We start from the raw sequence: 17,472 nt of genomic DNA, 5'->3' as shown, positions 1-17,472 counted from the left end.
AATAGTGAGACTTGAAATATAAAGAAAGGGTTTATCAATAAGCCAAATTTTCTTAGCAAAGCTTATACGTTACTTAGGTTACGAATAGAAAGATGTAAAAGTTTCACATCTTATCAAAATGAAATGAATAAATTTTTTGTTTTCTGACATAGCTGGACAACATGCTTAAGCTTTTAATACACGTTAGCGTAAAAGTGCATGTAGTAGACGAAGAAAAACATGTATCTCGAAAGGTCTATAGATCTTTTTTTGTGATAAATATTTTTCAATAGATAAAAAATTACATCTTAAATGAAGGCAGGGGAGGAAAGTGGAAGAAAGAATGGAGGAAAAGACCATAAAACAAACAAGAAAGAAAACGAAATTAACAATCATTATTTTTGGAATGATAACACTCATTTTAGTAATCGCTTTTTTTGTTGTTACTGTTTACTTGGATCGCTTGGTTGAAAAAACAGAGGGAAGCATTCAGCTTTCCGTTTTAAAGCAGAAGGTGGACGTGATCACGGATGCTAATGGCGTGCCAAAGATACAGGCGCAAAATGAACATGATTTATATGCAGCACAAGGGTATGTCCAAGCACAATATCGGTTATTTCAAATGGAAATGTCCCGCAGACAGGCATCCGGTACGATCAGTGAGGTAGCAGGCGAGGCAGCTGTTGATCAAGATAAATATTTTCGTACATTAGGACTAAGAAGAGCAGCTGAGAAATCTTACGACCTTTACAGCGATGAAGCAAAAGAAGTATTAGAGGCGTTTGCCAAAGGGGTCAATGCCTATATGCAACAAGCGAAGGAAGATAATACGCTACCAATTGAATTTAAATTAATGGGCTTTGAACCAGAAAAATGGACACCACTAGACTCATTAACTATTGGTAAATACATGGCATTTGATTTGGGTGGTCACTGGGAGCAGCAAGCGTTCAATTACTATTTACTACAACAATTTGGAGAAGAAAAAGCATACGAGTTATTTCCATCTTATCCTCAAGAAAAGCCTGTTATTATGAAAGAAAAATATGTTTCTGTAAAAGATAAACTATCTCAAGCAATTATTCCGCCAGCATTTAATGGGAGCAATAATTGGGTCGTTTCTGGTGAGAAAACAGCTTCTGGATTCCCTATGTTAGCAAATGATCCACATTTGGGCTTAGCGACTCCATCTATCTGGATTCAAATGCAGTTGCAAACCGAAACGCAACAAGTAAGCGGTGTTATTTTTGCAGGAGTTCCAGGAATTATATTAGGTCATAATGAACAAATTGCGTGGGGAGTAACCAACACAGGACCAGATGTGCAACAATTATACCTTGAAAAAAGAAAGCCTTATTCTAAAGCGACGTTTTTATTTGAAGGGGAGTGGGAAAAAGCAAGTATTATTCAGGAACCGATTGCTGTGAAAGACGGAGCAACGATTGATTATGAAGTAGTCGAAACAAGGCATGGTCCTGTTATCTCCGAATTTGTTGAAGATAGTGGGGAGGAAAATGTTCTGTCACTCAAGTGGACTGCATTAGAAGCAACGACGGAATTGGAGGCTATTTTACAAATAAATAAAGCGAAGAACTGGGAATCCTTTGAAAAGGGATTGGAAAAGTTCTTAGCCCCCGCACAAAATTTTGTCTTTGCTTCTAAAAGCGGAACAATAGCTTATAAGGCAAATGGAAATATTCCAGTTTATGAAAACGGAAAAGATGCCTTGCTCCCACTTCCAGGTTGGCAAAGAGAAAATGAATGGCGTGGCTATATTCCGTTTGATGAGCTTCCTATAATGATTAATCCAGAAAAAGGTTATATTGCGACTGCTAACAACAAAATAACGACAGAAGATTATCCGTACCATATAAGTAATGTATGGGCGCAACCGTATCGCTATGAACGCATTGCAGAAGTATTAGAGAGTGTGGAGGAAATAACAGTTCAAGGCATGCAGGATTTACAAATGGATAGCTTTAACATGCAAGCAAAAGAACTTACACCTTCATTTTTACAATTATTAGAAGGGGGAAAACTATCCAAACAAGCTACAGAAGCACTCTGTCTTTTAGATGAATGGGATTATAAGGATGATGCTTCTGCTAGTCAGCCATTACTATTTCATCATTGGCACAAAAATATTGAAAAGACCATTTATCAAGAAATACCAGATTCCATGTTAGATCTATTTAAAGGGAAGGGACATTCGACAGATACTTTATTAAGAAAAGCAATTAAAGGAGAACCGTCTGCATGGTTAGAAACTTATGGAGGTTTACAACAAGTTTTATTGGATTCATTACAACAGTCTATTACGGAGTTAGAAGAAAAATATGGGGAGACTATATCAGAGTGGAAATGGGGAGATTACCATCGCGTCTACTTTGAACACCCTCTTTCCAACGTTCATCCTGTTTTAGAGTATATTTTTAATCAAGAAGGTCCTATTCCAGTAGATGGAAGCAGTGTAACGCCAATGGCTGCAAGTTTTGAAGAAGAAACAGGGATTGTAGATCATGGTGCTTCTTGGCGGTTTGTAATAGATATGGCAACCCCATCAAAAGGCTACCATATCGTTTCACCTGGACAATCAGGTCACGTGAAAAGTCGGTTGTATCAGGATCAATTACCAGATTGGGTGAAGGGGAATTATCATACAACCTATTTGGATAGTATGACAGGAGAGCAATTGACACTGTACCCGTAAATGAAGAATATTTCCCGGGGAATAAACTTTAGCAACCTAATTCCTAAAATATTTTTACAGATTTATGTCATGTTGTAGAAAACATAAGTTTCTGTCAATATAAAAGAACGATAATCGGAGTTCTTTTATGACCAAGGTAAGCAGTAAAAAAATATTGACAACGCTTTCTTTGTGAAGTAATATAAACCTATAAGTTAATTATGTGGCGGAGAATAGGAGATCCACACTTTATGATAGTATAATTCTTGAGGGAATGATATGCATATAAAGGTGTGGATTTTTTTCGTATGCTGTAAAATTAAAATAATTCTGATATTTTAAATTGGAGAGCTAGAAAAGGCTAGTGCTTCTATTAGTGGTTTGGAGAAAGGCTTCTCAGTATACTCCGTCATGAGAATGGAGTGAGTGAATGTAAAGATAGCAACATTAGAAGTATACAACTAGATAGAAGCTCTCACTGAAAGAAATTTATATTTAAAGCCCATAATTAATGTAGTCTAAATCAAAGGGGTGTTATGGTGGCTGAATCAGAATTTTTAGCTGAATTAATTGGTACGATGATTCTCATTATTCTTGGTGGTGGTGTTGTTGGTGGTGTGACTTTAAAGTCATCCAAAGCGGAAGGATCTGGGTGGGTCGTTATTACGATTGCCTGGGGATTGGCAGTTGCCTTTGGGGTTTATGCAGTCGGGAACTACTCTCCTGCACACATTAACCCTGCTGTTACGATAGGTTTCGCATCTATTGGAGAATTCCCATGGTCTAAAGTACCGATGTATGTAACGGCGCAAATCATAGGGGCAATTATTGGTGCGGCGGTCGTTTTTATTAATTATTTACCCCATTGGAGAAAAACAAAGGATCAAGCTACGAAGCTAGGCGTTTTTGCTACTGGACCAGCAATTCGCAGTCCGCTTGCAAACTTATTGAGTGAAATGGTTGGTACATTTGTGCTCGTTTTAGGGCTTTTGTTTATTGGAGCAAATGAATTTACAGAAGGTTTAAATCCGATTATAGTTGGGGTATTGATTATAGCAATAGGTATGTCATTAGGTGGGGCAACGGGTTACGCTATTAACCCTGCTCGTGACTTAGGGCCACGTATTGCTCATGCCTTACTTCCGATTCCGGGGAAAGGTTCTTCCGATTGGAAATATGCTTGGGTTCCGATCGTAGGTCCAATCTTAGGTGGAATATATGGAGCATTTTTTTACGATGCACTATTTATCGGTGAATTCACTGCTGTTTTCTGGATATTAAGTGTTGTTATTGCATTACTTATAATAGGGGCAGTTAGCATGGAGACGAAGGGAGAGCGTTCTGCTAAAATAAATAATCATAACGCTTAGGGGGATAATAATGGAAAATAAATATATTTTGTCAATTGATCAAGGTACGACAAGTTCTCGTGCGATTATCTTTAATCAGAAAGGGGAAATTGTCGAGACAGCACAAAGGGAGTTTGAACAATTTTTTCCTCAACCAGGTTGGGTGGAACATGATGCAAATGAAATTTGGACATCTGTACTAGCTTGTATAGCAGATGTATTACGTAAAGCTGATTTAGCAGCGAATCAAATTGCCGGTATTGGAATAACAAACCAACGTGAAACTGCTGTGGTTTGGGATAAAAAAACAGGCAAACCAATTTATCGGGCCATTGTTTGGCAATCTCGTCAAACAGAAAATATTTGTAAGGAACTTAGAGAAGCTGGACACAATGAATTGTTTAGAAAGAAAACAGGATTGCTTCTTGATCCTTATTTTTCCGGTACGAAAGTAAAATGGATTTTGGATAACGTAGAAGGTGCAAGAAAAAAGGCGGAAAATGGAGAATTATTATTTGGTACGATTGATAGCTGGCTCGTTTATAAATTCTCTGCTGGAACCACACATATAACCGATTATACGAATGCATCTCGTACATTGATGTTTAATATCTATGATCTCCAGTGGGATGATGAATTATTAGAAATTTTAACCATCCCGAAAAGCATGCTACCTGAAGTGAAACAATCATCAGAAATATACGCACATACGGTATCCTATCATTTCTTTGGTGAAGAAGTTCCAATTGCAGGTATCGCTGGAGACCAGCAGGCAGCATTATTCGGGCAAGCGTGCTTTGAAAAAGGAATGGTAAAAAACACGTACGGTACAGGTTGCTTTATGCTTATGCACACAGGTGAAGAGGGTGTAGCTTCTGACCATGGCTTATTAACTACGTTGGCTTGTGCAGTAGACGGTAAAGTAGAGTATGCATTAGAAGGCAGTATCTTTGTGGCTGGCTCTGCTATTCAATGGCTTCGAGATGGGTTAAAACTCATTGAAGATTCTCCGGAAAGTGAGCTGTTTGCCAAAAATGTTCCAAACACGGATGGCGTATATATGGTCCCAGCCTTTGTAGGTTTAGGCACACCTTATTGGGATAGCGATGCTAGAGGAGCTGTATTTGGGCTAACTCGTGGAACAACAAAAAGTCATTTCATACGTGCAACACTAGAATCTTTAGCGTATCAATCTAAAGACGTTATTAATGCCATGGTTGCTGATTCACAATTAGATTTAAAAACGTTACGTGTGGATGGAGGAGCCGTTAAAAATGATTTGTTAATGCAATTTCAAAGTGATATTTTGGATGAAGTACCTGTTGAACGTCCTGTCATTCAGGAAACGACAGCATTAGGCTCTGCATATTTAGCTGGTTTAGCGTTAGGTTATTGGAAAGACAAAGATGAAATAGCCCGTCAATGGGAAGTAGAAAAAACGTTTCATGGAAACATGGGCAAACAAGAACGTGAAAAATTATATGCTGGCTGGCAAAAGGCTGTAGAAGCGACAAGAGTTTTTAAATAATCGTATAAAATGTATAAAAAAGGAGGTCAGGATTATCTTAAGGGTAAGCATGACCTCTTTTTACACTACAGGAAAGCATAAGATTTTTTGAAAGATAAGAAAGTATAAGATGTGATGCTATGGCGTAACCAAATAACCGAATGGGCCCCGTCCAGCTCCAGCGCCCAACAACTAGGCGACTTCACGAAATCGCCCTACGATAAGTCATCATCGGTTCGTGTTAAAAAGGAAGGCCGACTAAAAACGGGCTTGCCGCCCATCGTCGGCATACCCCTGTTGCAGGGGCATGATTCCTAAAACTTTAGTTGATTCGTTCCAGTCGCTACGTTGCTAACCGGGCGCTCCGATCCTTTGTTCGGGTTTATAGTATAAGAAAAACAAAGGCTTCGCCGTAAGACTTGGCGACAAACCAATTTTTCTAAGGCGCGAAAAGTAATACCTTTTAAGGGAAGTACTTATACACAAGATTGTTGAAAACAAAAATTCCAAAGCCTTCCAAGTGTAAAAAAATTTTACTACAATAGAGTTAAGGAGGAATGAAGCAATGAAAAAAATTATTAATAATCCAAATGAAGTTGTACAAGATATGGTGCAAGGTCTAGTTGCTGCTTATCCGTCCAAATTAAAAGTAATTCCTGAGACGCTTGTCATCGCTCGTAAAGATGCTCCTGTAGAAGATAAAGTTGGTTTAGTGAGTGGTGGGGGTAGCGGTCATGAACCAGCTCATGCTGGATATATTGGAAAAGGTATGTTAGATTGTGCAGTTGCAGGTGAAGTTTTTACATCGCCAACACCTGACCAGGTATTTGAAGGAATTAAAGCAGCAGACGGAGGAAAAGGCGTCTTTCTCGTTATTAAAAACTATACAGGGGATGTACTTAACTTTGAAATGGCTGCAGAGTTAGCTGAAGCAGAAGGTATTCAAGTAGAAAAAGTAATTGTAAATGATGATGTTGCTGTAGAAGATAGCTCGTTTACAACGGGGAGAAGGGGTATAGCTGGTACCGTACTCGTTCATAAAATAGCTGGGGCTATGGCTGAAAGTGGCGCTTCATTGCAAGAGGTAAAGCGTGTTGCTGATAAGGTTGTAGCCAATGTGCGCTCCATGGGAATGGCGTTAACTTCTGGCACTGTCCCAGCTGCTGGGAAGCCAAGTTTTCAGTTAGATGATAATGAAATGGAGATAGGAATAGGTATTCACGGAGAACCAGGAATTGAACGAAAGCAAATCGCTTCTGCTGATGACATTGCTACAGAATTAGTAGAACGAATTTTCGCTGATATAGACATACCAAAAAGACAAGAAGTAGCTGTAATGATTAATGGTTTAGGTGCTACTCCGGAAATGGAACTATTTATTGTTAATAAAAAGGTGCAAAGCCTGTTAAAAGATAAAGGTATTGAAGTATTTCAAACATTTGTAGGAGAATATATGACATCGTTGGAAATGGCGGGTTGTTCAGTTACTTTGCTAAAGCTAGATGACGAATTAAAATCTTTACTACAAGCTCCGTCTGAAGCACCTGCATTTCGCAATTAGGAGGAAATAAAAATGCAACTAAATGTAATGAATACAGTTCAATGGATGCAACGAGCAAATGAAAAAATGCAAACCAACAAAGATGAATTAACGGCTTTAGATCAGCCTATTGGAGACGGTGACCACGGAATAAATATGGCTAGAGGGTTTCAAGAAGTAGCTTCAAAATTGGAAGAAGCTACTTATACGAATGTATCTGAAGTTTTCAAAGATGTGGCGATGACGTTAATGTCGAAAGTAGGCGGCGCTTCAGGTCCCCTATTTGGAACTGCTTTCCTTAAACTATCAACGAAACTAAAAGGAGAAGAACTTGTAGACCAAACTAGTTTCAGCTCTGCATTAAATGAAGCAGTAAATGGGTTAAAACAACGTGGTAAAGCAGAAGAAGGCGAGAAAACTATGGTTGATATGTGGGCATCAATCGCACATTATTTTACAGATAATGAGCATTCGACACCTGATGGACTCATGGCCAGCGCGGATGCTGCACTTGAAAAAATTAAAGCAATGACCGCAACCAAGGGACGAGCAGCCTATTTTAAAGAAAAAACGATCGGACACCAAGATCCAGGTTCAGCTTCTACTTATTTTATTTTTGAAGCTCTAGCAGAAGTGTGGAAAGGAGATAGTAAAGCATGAGTTATGTAGGTATTGTGTTGATTTCTCATAGCCATAAAATTGCTGAAGGAGCTAAAGAATTGATTCGTCAAGTGATGAAAGAAGTTCCTATTGAAGTGGCTGGAGGAACGGAGGACAATGAGATAGGTACGAGTATTGAAAAAATTAACAGTGCCATAGAAAAAGCAAATAGCGGAAGCGGCGTACTATTATTTTATGATCTTGGTAGTGCAAAAATGAATGCTGAAATGGCTATGGAAATAGCTGATCAAGAAGACATTAAATTAGTCGAAGCGCCAATTGTAGAAGGAGCATATGTTGCCGCAGTAGAATCGGGTATGGGCAAAAACGTGGATGATGTCTATGAAGCTGTACGCAGTTCTTTCCCTGAAAAATAAATAAAATATTCTTTTAGCCCTCTTGCTTACTAAAGTAAAGAGGGCAATATTGTTTTCAAATTTCATAAGATGTTGGATTTTAAAAGTGTATCGTATTTAACAAAGAACCCGTACTATTTGGAAATACGGGTTCTAAAGTATTTATGAAGTTATTAAGCTGCTTTAGATGGAGAAACAGCAACGCTTTCTTCAATTTTCATCCCATTTCTTGCATTTTGCCGTGCATATTTATAAAATAAGCCAATTATTCCAATTGTGATTATTGCGCTTAGTATATAAGTTATATTCATTGGTATTCTAAATCCAATTGGAGCATTTAGGATGTATGCTGTAGTTACATAGGTCATGAAAATGCCTGGAATCATGGCTACGAAATAATTCTTTTTGGCAATAAATAAATACATGGATGCTACCCATAATGCAATAACCGCTAAAGATTGATTGGCCCAAGAGAAATATCTCCAAAGCAAGGTGAAATCCATATTTGTTAAAATAACGGATATTGAAAATAATGGTAGAGCGATGATTAAACGTTTCGTAATTTTCTTTTGTGATACATGAAAGTAGTCAGCAATGATCATGCGTGCACTGCGAAATGCCGTGTCACCAGATGAAAGTGGAAGAAAAATAATGGATAATACAAGAACAGATCCCAAGATGGATCCAAGCATCATCGTGCCAACTTCACTTACAATCCCACCCGTTCCGATGGTGTTAATGAGTTCATTTAAAGTAACGGTCCCACCGAATAAACTCATAGCTGCGGCGGCCCATACCATAGCAATAATTCCTTCTACGATCATCATGCCATAAAAGACACTTCTTGCTTCTTTTTCATTTTTTGTCGTTCTAGCAATAATTGGTGATTGTGTTGCATGAAATCCAGATAAAGCACCACATGAAATAACTAGAAACAATAACGGAAATATGGGTGTATTTTCAGGGTGTAAATTGGTTAAAGATACTTCTGGAATTGGCGCTTGATTGATAACAAGGCTAATACCTAACGCTAATGTTCCAATAAGTAAAAATGCACCAAATATCGGGAACAACTTCCCAATTAATTTATCGATCGGTAACATCGTGGATAGGATATAGTATCCAAAGATAATGACAATAAGTGCTACAAGTGCAATTGATCCATTTACTAAATCAAAAATTAGGCCAGCGGAAGAACTAACAAAAACGGTACCGACTAGTAGTAGAAGCAGAACGGAAAATATGTTAACAATATGTTTCATATATTTTCCTAAAAACTTTCCGGCCAGTTGTGGTAGATGTGCTCCGCCATTACGAATGGAAATCATCCCTGTTAAATAATCGTGCACTGCTCCTGCGAAAATACAACCTATAACGATCCAAAGAAATGCTACTGGTCCATATAAAGCTCCCATGATGGGCCCAAAAATGGGACCGACGCCTGCAATACTAATTAACTCTATCATGGCATTTTTGTTCCGTTTTAATGGCAAATAATCCACGCCATCTTGTTTCGTAATGGCTGGTGTTGGTCTGTCTGGTTGAACTCCAAAAACTTTTTCAATAAATTTACCATGTGTGAAATAACCTATAATTAATAATATAATTCCTCCTATAAATGTAAACATATCACGTCATCCCTTTCTCGTTGAATTCGTTTACACTCCTAATGTAATATGAAACCGTTTTTAAAGGGGGAATTCAGGATAACATGCAAGTTTTCCTAGCTAACATGTTTTGATTTTAGATTAACGTGAAAGGGATGAACAGTTTAGGAAATACGTGAGATGGAATATGAGAAAATAGTATAATCAAGTAAACTATGTTAAGAGTAATAAAGAAGATATAGACGTTTTGTAGTAGCCAATCTTGCCTTAGTATAAGGGAATGTAAGATCCCGCAGGAAAAAAAGCGAACTGCTTTTTTTCACTATCGGAAAGTATAAGGTTTTTTTGTTTTATAGTATAAGAAAACCAAAGGCTGTCGCCATAAGACTTGGCGACAAGCCAAGCTTTTCCAACAAGGAGGCTGAGCGAGCCCATCAGCGGTTACTATCTACCTTCCTTGTGCGTTTATAAACAATTCTCCCTGCTGATTGAAGATTCACTTTCTATGAGAAGGTGACAAAAATAAAATTGTTTAAAGTTCTAATTGTTCGCGTAAGGATTTTACGTAATTTCTACTCACTGGTAAAGATTCATTTCTGCCGAAGACCTGTAAATTATAAGCGCCATTAAACCATGGAGTGAGTTTGCTTACATAATGAAGATTAATAACATAACTTTTATGAATGCGAAAAAAACGAAAGGTGCTTAATCTTTTTTCTAAATCCTTTAAAGTTTTTTTAGAAAAAAATATTTTAGATTTGGTCACGATCTTGACTTGTTTGTCTACGCTCTGCAAGTAGAGTATTTCAGTAGGGTCTACATATATAACGCCATCTTCATTTTCAATCCCCAATTTATTAGCAACCTCTTGTTCCTTTTCTTCTACATGAAATAACGTTTTTTCAATTCTAGAAATCGTTTGTTCTAAATGTTTTTCATCATACGGCTTTAATAAATAGTCAATGGCTTCATATCGAAAAGCTTGGACAGCAAACTGAGGGTACGCTGTAGCAAATACTAATAATGGAGGGTGTTTAAGTTCTTTTAGTGAAGCAGCTGTTTCCATTCCATCCATTTCTGGCATCTCTACATCAAGAAAAACAAGATCAGGTTTCTTTTTCATGGTTTCCATGATGCATGCTTCTCCAGAATTTGCTTGTCCCACAATTTCAATATTTGGGAAGTTATTTAGTAAATAAATAAGCTCTTCTCGATTTAATTTTTCATCATCTACAATTAAAGTTTTAATGGTGCGATTCATGAATATTCCTCCGTCTGTCTATTTCTTATTGTCCAGAAATTATAAAATGAGGCGCTTTGTGTATCGCAAAACAACCGAGTAGCCACGTCCGGCTTAAGCGCCCAGCAACTAGGTGACTTCACTCCATTGCCCTAAGCTAAGTCATCATCGGTTCGTGGTTAAGAGGAAGGCCGACTAAAAATCGGCTTGCTGTCTGACGTCTGCATACCCCTGTTTTAGTGGCGTGATTCCTAAATCTTTCGTTGATTCGCTCCACTTGATACGTTGCTAAACGGGCACTTGCGCCTTTGTTCTCGTCTAGGAAATTATAAAATTTTGCAGCTGTGGATAAACTTACTAAGTTATTTAGCCACGTCCAGCTCCAGCGCCCAGCAACTAGGCGACTTCACGAAATCGCCCTACGATAAGTCATCATTGGTTCGTTCCTCACCGTGATTCCTTTATCTCGGTTGATTCGTTCCAGTCGCTACGTTGCTAAACGGGCACTTGCGCCTTTGTTCTCGGAATTGAAAATTGCACGCATGTTCCTTCATGTGTTTTGCTAGTGATGACTAACTTCGCTGATGGGCCAAATTTCATGGTTAGTCTGCGATTAATATTATATAAAGCCATTCCTGTACCGGATTTAGATGGAACCACTTTTTGACCAATACGGTCCATTTCTTTATTCGGTATTCCTTTTCCGTTATCTGTAACAGATATATGTGTAGCATTATTCTTAATATAAATTTGTATAATAATATTTGCGTTTTCCTTTTTATCTTTTAAGCCGTGTTTCATTGCATTTTCAACAATTGGTTGCAAAATTAATGGAGGCACTGTTTCCTTTAAGCAATCGTCATCAATGTGATACCCCACGTGTAGGCGATCGTGAAAACGTGTTTGCTCAATATCTAAATAGGCTTGTACATGCTTTAATTCTTGATCGATGGTAACTTCTTGATCTGTCGTTACAGTTAAATTTTGTCTTAAAAAATGGGAAAGCGATACAAGTAATTTTCTTGCTTTCATCGGGTCAATTCGTACGAGAGACGTTATCGTATTTAACGTGTTAAATAAGAAGTGGGGTCTGATTTGTGCTTGTAACGCATTAATCTCTGATGCCTTTGCTAATTGCAACGCTTCTTCGGCACGGGCAATCTCTAATTGATTACTTAGCAGTTTTGCCAATCCGCTTACCATCTCTCTTACTAGACGGTTAATATCTTCTTTGGAATGATAGTAAAATTTTAACGTGCCAATGGTTTTTCCTCGTTGTTTTAATGGAGCTACAACGACGGCTTTTAACGGGCAATTATCATGGCTACAATGGATTTGTTGCCCGGAAGCAACGATTAATTCTCCAGAATGAATGGTATCCCTTGTGATTTGTGTTTGAATTTGATTCCCTTGTTTGTGATGATCATCAGCCAACCCTACATGAGCGAGAATTTCCTTATCATTCGTCATGGAAACAGCAATAGCGTTCATCTCTTGATAAAGGATGTTACAGGCTGCTTGCGCCGTTTGTTCATTTAGTCCTTTTCTTAAATGGGCAAGTGTTTTATCAGCAATACGCAAAGTTAATTGCGCTTGAACTGCACCAACTTTATCTTCTTCCTGAATGACCATTTGAATAATGAGCATGAATAAAGCACCGCCCAGGCCGTTTGCAATTACCATAGGCAAGCCAATAACTTCTACTAAAGGAATGTTCTGTTCAAATGACCCTGCCAAAAGCAGAATAAGCAACATTTGGATGATTTCTGCCGTTGCGGTAATTGTAAATACTTTTGGTAATGAATGGTGGCTTTGTTTTTTGTGAAAATATCCGGAGAAAAAACCCGCAATAATGGTAGCAATTCCACAGCTTAACGCCGTATAGCCTCCTAGTAGGAAACGATGAACACCAGCAATAACTCCTGCGCCTATGCCAATTCTATAACCACCTAGAAGTCCTGCTACAACGACGCCGATAACTCTAAAGTTCGCAATTGCTTCATCTGGCTCAATCCCAATTCGCCAACGTTCAATTTCAGAAGTACCTGTATTAAAAATTAATCCCGTGTATGTACCAATAATGCCAAATAAGCCAAAGAAAAGCATAGCCTTATATTGTTGGCTTTGACTTAATGTATGTTGTGAAATCATATTGCGAAAAAATTGTAGACGTGTAAGTAAAAAAGCGATCATGACAATAATACCGAGTCGCTCTAACATCATAACTAGTAGGTCAAACATGTTGTCCCTCTTTTCATTTGTAACGATATGTTGGAAATTTCACAAATAACTTTAAGCTTAAACAATGTGGTGATGTGTATTTTACTGCTTTTTAGATGGTTTTGGTTTCCTCTAAGTTTTGGAAGTGAAAGGTGAACTTCTTTTTATAATATAGGATATAATAAGCAAAACTACAGTTTGAATCCAGTTCGGCTTTTAAAACGCTTTAAAATAATCGAACTTTCGACGCGAGTGATTCCGCTTACAGAGTATAATTCTTCATTGATAAAAGCTTCTAATTTTTGAAAATCTTCAACTAGTACATGCATATGTAATGTACTAGGACCAGTCATTTGATAGATGCTTGCTACTTGAGGATTATCAGCTAAATTTTGAGCAACTTCTTGTAATTGCATAGGTTCTACATCTACTTCAAAAAAAGCTGAGACTTGCTTGCCAAATTTTTCGGAGTTAATAACAACCGAAAATTTTTCAATAACTCCTTTATCTTTTAGGTTTTGAACGCGGTCTTTTACGGCTACTCGTGATAGCCCGACTTTTTCTGCTAATTCAACGTAGGATAACCTACCATCTTCGGTTAAAGCTTCTAGTAATTTTTTATCTATATGATCCAATTTCATATCATAGCTCCTACTAATTTTTTGTATTCCTATTTATTTTAACAAAAATAACAACGTAAGAAAATTACGATGTGTAATGAGTTCCTATATATAGTGTTAAATGTAACGAAATGAAAGTTGTTTTTGCTATTTAGACCTTTTATGTTTGTAATTATAGTTAAAAAGTTTATTAATGAATGTAATTGGGTTGACAACGGGATTATTGTTTATTATTATTTAAATAATTTTAAAATTGCTCCATTCGTATAAAAGGAATCTTTCCGCTGATTGTTTAGCACCTTGATGGTATTACCTCAAGGTCTTAGGAATAAGTTTAAAACTGCTATCTTTCTCTTAGATTTGTCCAGCTCACATCTTCCATTTCTTGATGTGGAGTTTTATTGTACCTTATACCCTGGATGAAACTTCATTTTTTATCGATTTAGAAAGATTAAAAACGTTTATGAAAAAGGAGTCAAATAGTTATGGAATTTTTTCAAAGGCAAACTTATCCTTATGCTGTCCCACGTCAAGCTACATATGCAAAAAAAGGAATGGTAGCAACTTCGCAGCCGTTAGCCGCACAAGCAGGGCTTGAAATATTAAAACAAGGAGGCAATGCGATTGATGCTGCTATTGCAACGGCGGCATGTCTAACTGTAGTAGAACCGACATCGAATGGTATTGGAGGAGATGCGTTTGCATTAGTATGGACAAAAGGGAAGTTACATGGTTTAAATGCAAGTGGAAAATCACCTCAACATATCTCCGTGGATGCTGTCAAGGAGTTAGGTTATAAGGATATTCCAGAATATGGATGGATTCCAGTTACTGTTCCTGGAGCTCCAAGCGCTTGGGCAGAGTTATCTAAAAAGTTTGGTAAGCTTTCGTTGCAAGAAGTTTTAAAGCCTGCAATTCATTATGCATATGAAGGATTTCCGGTTTCGCCAATATTAAGTAGGTTTTGGAAAAAGGCCTATCAAGTTTATGAATGGAAACTGACAGACGATTTATTTAAAGAATGGTTTACAACTTTTGCACCTAAAGGAAAAGCACCTGCAGCAGGCGAAATATGGTACGCACCAAACCATGGAACGACATTACAGGAAATAGCAGATAGCTACGGGGAGTCTTTTTATCGTGGAGAATTAGCAGAGCGTATTCATCAATTCTCCAAGCAAAGTGGTGGTTTTCTAACAAATGATGATTTAGCTAGCTATTATCCGGAATGGGTGGAACCGATCCATGTGAAATACCGAGGTTACTCTATTTGGGAAATACCACCGAACGGCCAAGGGATTATTGCTCTTCAAGCATTGAACATTTTAAAAGGATTTCATTTTGAAGAGAAAGATCATGTTGAAACATATCATAAGCAAATCGAAGCTATGAAACTAGCATTTGCAGATGGACAGAAACATGTATCTGAACCATTATATATGAGGTATTCAGTAAGTGAGTTGCTAAGTGAAGAATATGGGGCGCTCCGCCGAGGGTTAATAGGAGATCATGCACTACAACCAGAAGCTGGAGAGCCTGCCTTAAGTGGTACTGTTTATTTAGCTACTGCCGATCAGGAAGGGAATATGGTATCATTTATACAAAGCAATTATATGGGATTTGGCTCTGGTATTGTAGTTCCTGGCACAGGGATTGCTTTGCAAAATAGAGGTCACAATTTTTCGATGGATCCTTCCCATGTAAATGTTCTTGCAGGTGGGAAAAGAACCTATCACACCATTATACCTGGCTTTATGACTAAAGATAATCAGCCTGTAGGACCATTTGGGGTGATGGGAGGATTTATGCAACCGCAAGGCCATGTGCAAGTGATTATGAATACGCTTGATTTTCAAATGAACCCACAAGTCGCACTAGATGCACCGCGGTGGCAGTGGATAAAAGATAAGCAAGTTGAAGTCGAAGATCGTTTTCCACATCATATTGCTTTGGAGTTAGCAGAAAAAGGACATCGTATTCAAGTACAGCTAGAACCAAATAACTTTGGAAGAGGGCAAATTATTTGGAGAAATCCAGACACTGGTGTGTTGATTGGTGGTACAGAATCGAGGGCGGATGGAACGATAGCTGCTTGGTAAAATAGAGGTAGAAAACATAGGTTCATATTATACTAATCTAAGTTGCTTTAAGACTTCGCTTAAAGAATGGGGAGCAACTTACTAACAGCACTCAAAGTTCTTATTCGTTTACCTAGCGGTTAGTAAGCGATGATTGATTCCATAAGATATTTCAACCTTCTCATCATATAGTTTAGCTGGTTGTATGAGTCGGAGGTTAATTTTACAAAAAGGTACGTGACTTATGAAATTACAATGGAATATTTTTGTAGCTTTTTTCAGAGTAGGTATATTAGGTTATGGCGGTGGCCCTAGCTCCATTCCGCTCGTTCATAAAGAAGTGGTCGATAAATATAAGTGGATGAGTGATGAAGAATTTGGTGATTTATTAGCACTTGGCAATACATTACCTGGACCAATCGCAACGAAACTAGCAGGATATATTGGATATCGTGTTTCTGGCATTTTAGGAACCATAAATGCTGTACTAGCAACGATTTTGCCTACGATTTTTTTAATGATTTTATTACTATCTTCCCTTTCATCTATTAAAGGTTATGATTGGGTACAAGGGATGACAGCAGCTGTAATTCCAGTAGTTGGAGTAATGCTTGCAGTATTAACCTGGCATTTCATTCAGAAAGCTGGAAAAGGTATGGGGTGGGTTCCCACAGGATCTATGCTCGTTGGCGTTTTTGTCCTATTAGAATTCGTCAATATCCATCCTGGTATTCTTATTGGAGTTTTATTATTCTTAGCGATTGTAAAAAAAGATCGTAAAAGAGAGAAAACGCACCTATCGGAAAGAGAAGGTGATTCATCATGATATATTGGGAGATATTTCTTGCTTTCTTTATTCCAGGGATTTTAGGGTACGGTGGAGGTCCTGCTTCTATACCACTTGTCGAAAATGAGGTCGTCTCTCGTTACGGTTGGATGGATGTCCAACAGTTTAGTGAAGTTTTAGCACTTGGCAATTCGTTACCTGGACCTATCACTACAAAAATGGCAGGTTATATAGGATATGAAGTAGGTGGACCGCTGGGTGCATCTGTTGGAGTGTTTGCAACTGTAGCGCCTTCCTTGATTTTGGTTATTATTTTATTAAGCATTCTATATAAATATAAAGACTCTCCGAAAGTAAAACGGATGACCTTATATGTTAGACCAGTTATCGGTATCCTGCTTGGTGTTATGGCCTGGCGTTTTTTTAGTGAATCTTACGTTAACATAGGTTTGCTCCAAACAGCACTGTTGAGCTTAATTAGTTATCTATTAATGGAAAAATTTAAATTGCATCCCGCATTTGTTATTGGTGGTGCATTGGTTTATGGAGGCTTTTTGTTATAAAAGCATAGCATGAGTTTGTGTTGCAAGCTATGCATGATGGACAGAGCGTTAGCGTCAGTATAAGGTGTTCCTACTTTAAGAACTGGGAGCTAACAGTACCTAAACGTCTTATATGGAAGATTCACTTCTTTAACATATAAGCACAGCGAAGGGTTTTGTTAAAAGGTAAGAAAGTATAAAATGAGTTGCTTGTGTATAACGAAATAAGCTCCATCGCCCAGCAAAAAAGCAACTTCATGAAATTGCCCTACGATAAGTCATCATCGGTTCGTCGCTA

At 37.9% G+C, this 17,472-nt stretch carries 13 protein-coding genes; 9 read left to right on the top strand and 4 right to left on the bottom strand.

The window, feature by feature from the left end; all coding sequences use genetic code 11:
* Positions 1-322: 322 nt before the first annotated feature.
* From B2C77_RS15425 to dhaM, 6 genes are all read left to right on the top strand, one after another.
* Positions 323-2,689 carry a penicillin acylase family protein gene (locus B2C77_RS15425; protein WP_077706939.1) on the top strand — a complete coding sequence of 789 codons (2,367 nt, stop codon included), beginning with the start codon at positions 323-325 and terminating at the stop codon, positions 2,687-2,689.
* A 518-nt stretch (positions 2,690-3,207) separates the two neighbouring features.
* On the top strand, positions 3,208-4,038 hold the full coding sequence (locus B2C77_RS15420) for an MIP/aquaporin family protein (RefSeq protein WP_303046185.1): 831 nt from the start codon (positions 3,208-3,210) through the stop codon (positions 4,036-4,038).
* Between the two features lie 10 nt (positions 4,039-4,048).
* Positions 4,049-5,545, top strand: coding sequence for a glycerol kinase GlpK (glpK, locus tag B2C77_RS15415; RefSeq protein ID WP_077705606.1), 1,497 nt, complete (start codon positions 4,049-4,051; stop codon positions 5,543-5,545).
* 544 nt (positions 5,546-6,089) lie between these two features.
* On the top strand, positions 6,090-7,085 hold the full coding sequence (gene dhaK / locus B2C77_RS15410; protein ID WP_077705603.1) for a dihydroxyacetone kinase subunit DhaK: 996 nt from the start codon (positions 6,090-6,092) through the stop codon (positions 7,083-7,085).
* 12 nt (positions 7,086-7,097) lie between these two features.
* Positions 7,098-7,724 carry a dihydroxyacetone kinase subunit DhaL gene (gene dhaL / locus B2C77_RS15405; RefSeq protein WP_077705600.1) on the top strand — a complete coding sequence of 209 codons (627 nt, stop codon included), beginning with the start codon at positions 7,098-7,100 and terminating at the stop codon, positions 7,722-7,724.
* Positions 7,721-8,101, top strand: a complete 381-nt coding sequence (gene dhaM, locus B2C77_RS15400) for a dihydroxyacetone kinase phosphoryl donor subunit DhaM (protein ID WP_073012906.1) — start codon at positions 7,721-7,723, stop codon at positions 8,099-8,101. Before dhaL ends, dhaM begins: the two co-directional genes overlap by 4 nt.
* Positions 8,102-8,253: 152 nt before the next feature.
* On the opposite strand, the gene B2C77_RS15395 is transcribed toward dhaM, so the two are convergent.
* The 4 genes from B2C77_RS15395 to B2C77_RS15380 all read right to left on the bottom strand — a co-directional run bounded on the left by B2C77_RS15395 (position 8,254) and on the right by B2C77_RS15380 (position 13,788).
* Positions 8,254-9,708 (bottom strand): carbon starvation CstA family protein, encoded by a 1,455-nt coding sequence (locus tag B2C77_RS15395; protein ID WP_077705597.1) that lies wholly within the window; start codon positions 9,706-9,708, stop codon positions 8,254-8,256.
* A gap of 511 nt (positions 9,709-10,219) precedes the next feature.
* The gene (locus B2C77_RS15390; RefSeq protein ID WP_077705594.1) at positions 10,220-10,948 is read right to left on the bottom strand and encodes a LytR/AlgR family response regulator transcription factor; all 729 of its coding nucleotides are present in this window, start codon (positions 10,946-10,948) and stop codon (positions 10,220-10,222) included.
* Between the two features lie 474 nt (positions 10,949-11,422).
* Positions 11,423-13,168, bottom strand: a complete 1,746-nt coding sequence (locus B2C77_RS15385) for a sensor histidine kinase (protein ID WP_077705592.1) — start codon at positions 13,166-13,168, stop codon at positions 11,423-11,425.
* Between the two features lie 170 nt (positions 13,169-13,338).
* Positions 13,339-13,788: an Lrp/AsnC family transcriptional regulator gene (locus B2C77_RS15380; RefSeq protein WP_077705589.1), complete on the bottom strand. Its 450-nt coding sequence runs from the start codon at positions 13,786-13,788 to the stop codon at positions 13,339-13,341.
* A gap of 464 nt (positions 13,789-14,252) precedes the next feature.
* On the opposite strand from B2C77_RS15380, the gene B2C77_RS15375 reads away from it, so the two are divergent.
* From B2C77_RS15375 to B2C77_RS15365, 3 genes are all read left to right on the top strand, one after another.
* The gene (locus tag B2C77_RS15375; RefSeq protein WP_077705586.1) at positions 14,253-15,866 is read left to right on the top strand and encodes a gamma-glutamyltransferase family protein; all 1,614 of its coding nucleotides are present in this window, start codon (positions 14,253-14,255) and stop codon (positions 15,864-15,866) included.
* A gap of 223 nt (positions 15,867-16,089) precedes the next feature.
* A complete protein-coding gene (locus B2C77_RS15370) occupies positions 16,090-16,671 on the top strand; it encodes a chromate transporter (RefSeq protein WP_077705585.1) in 582 nt (193 codons plus the stop codon).
* A complete protein-coding gene (locus B2C77_RS15365; protein WP_077705583.1) occupies positions 16,668-17,195 on the top strand; it encodes a chromate transporter in 528 nt (175 codons plus the stop codon). The genes B2C77_RS15370 and B2C77_RS15365 overlap by 4 nt, the downstream gene beginning before the upstream one ends.
* The last annotated feature ends 277 nt before the right edge of the window (positions 17,196-17,472 follow it).

Origin of the sequence: Virgibacillus dokdonensis (assembly GCF_900166595.1) — a bacterium.
In the GTDB taxonomy this organism is placed as follows: Bacteria; Bacillota; Bacilli; order Bacillales; family Amphibacillaceae; genus Virgibacillus; species Virgibacillus dokdonensis.
Note: the sequence above shows the minus strand (reverse complement) of the source record. Positions and strands in the feature narration are given on the sequence as shown.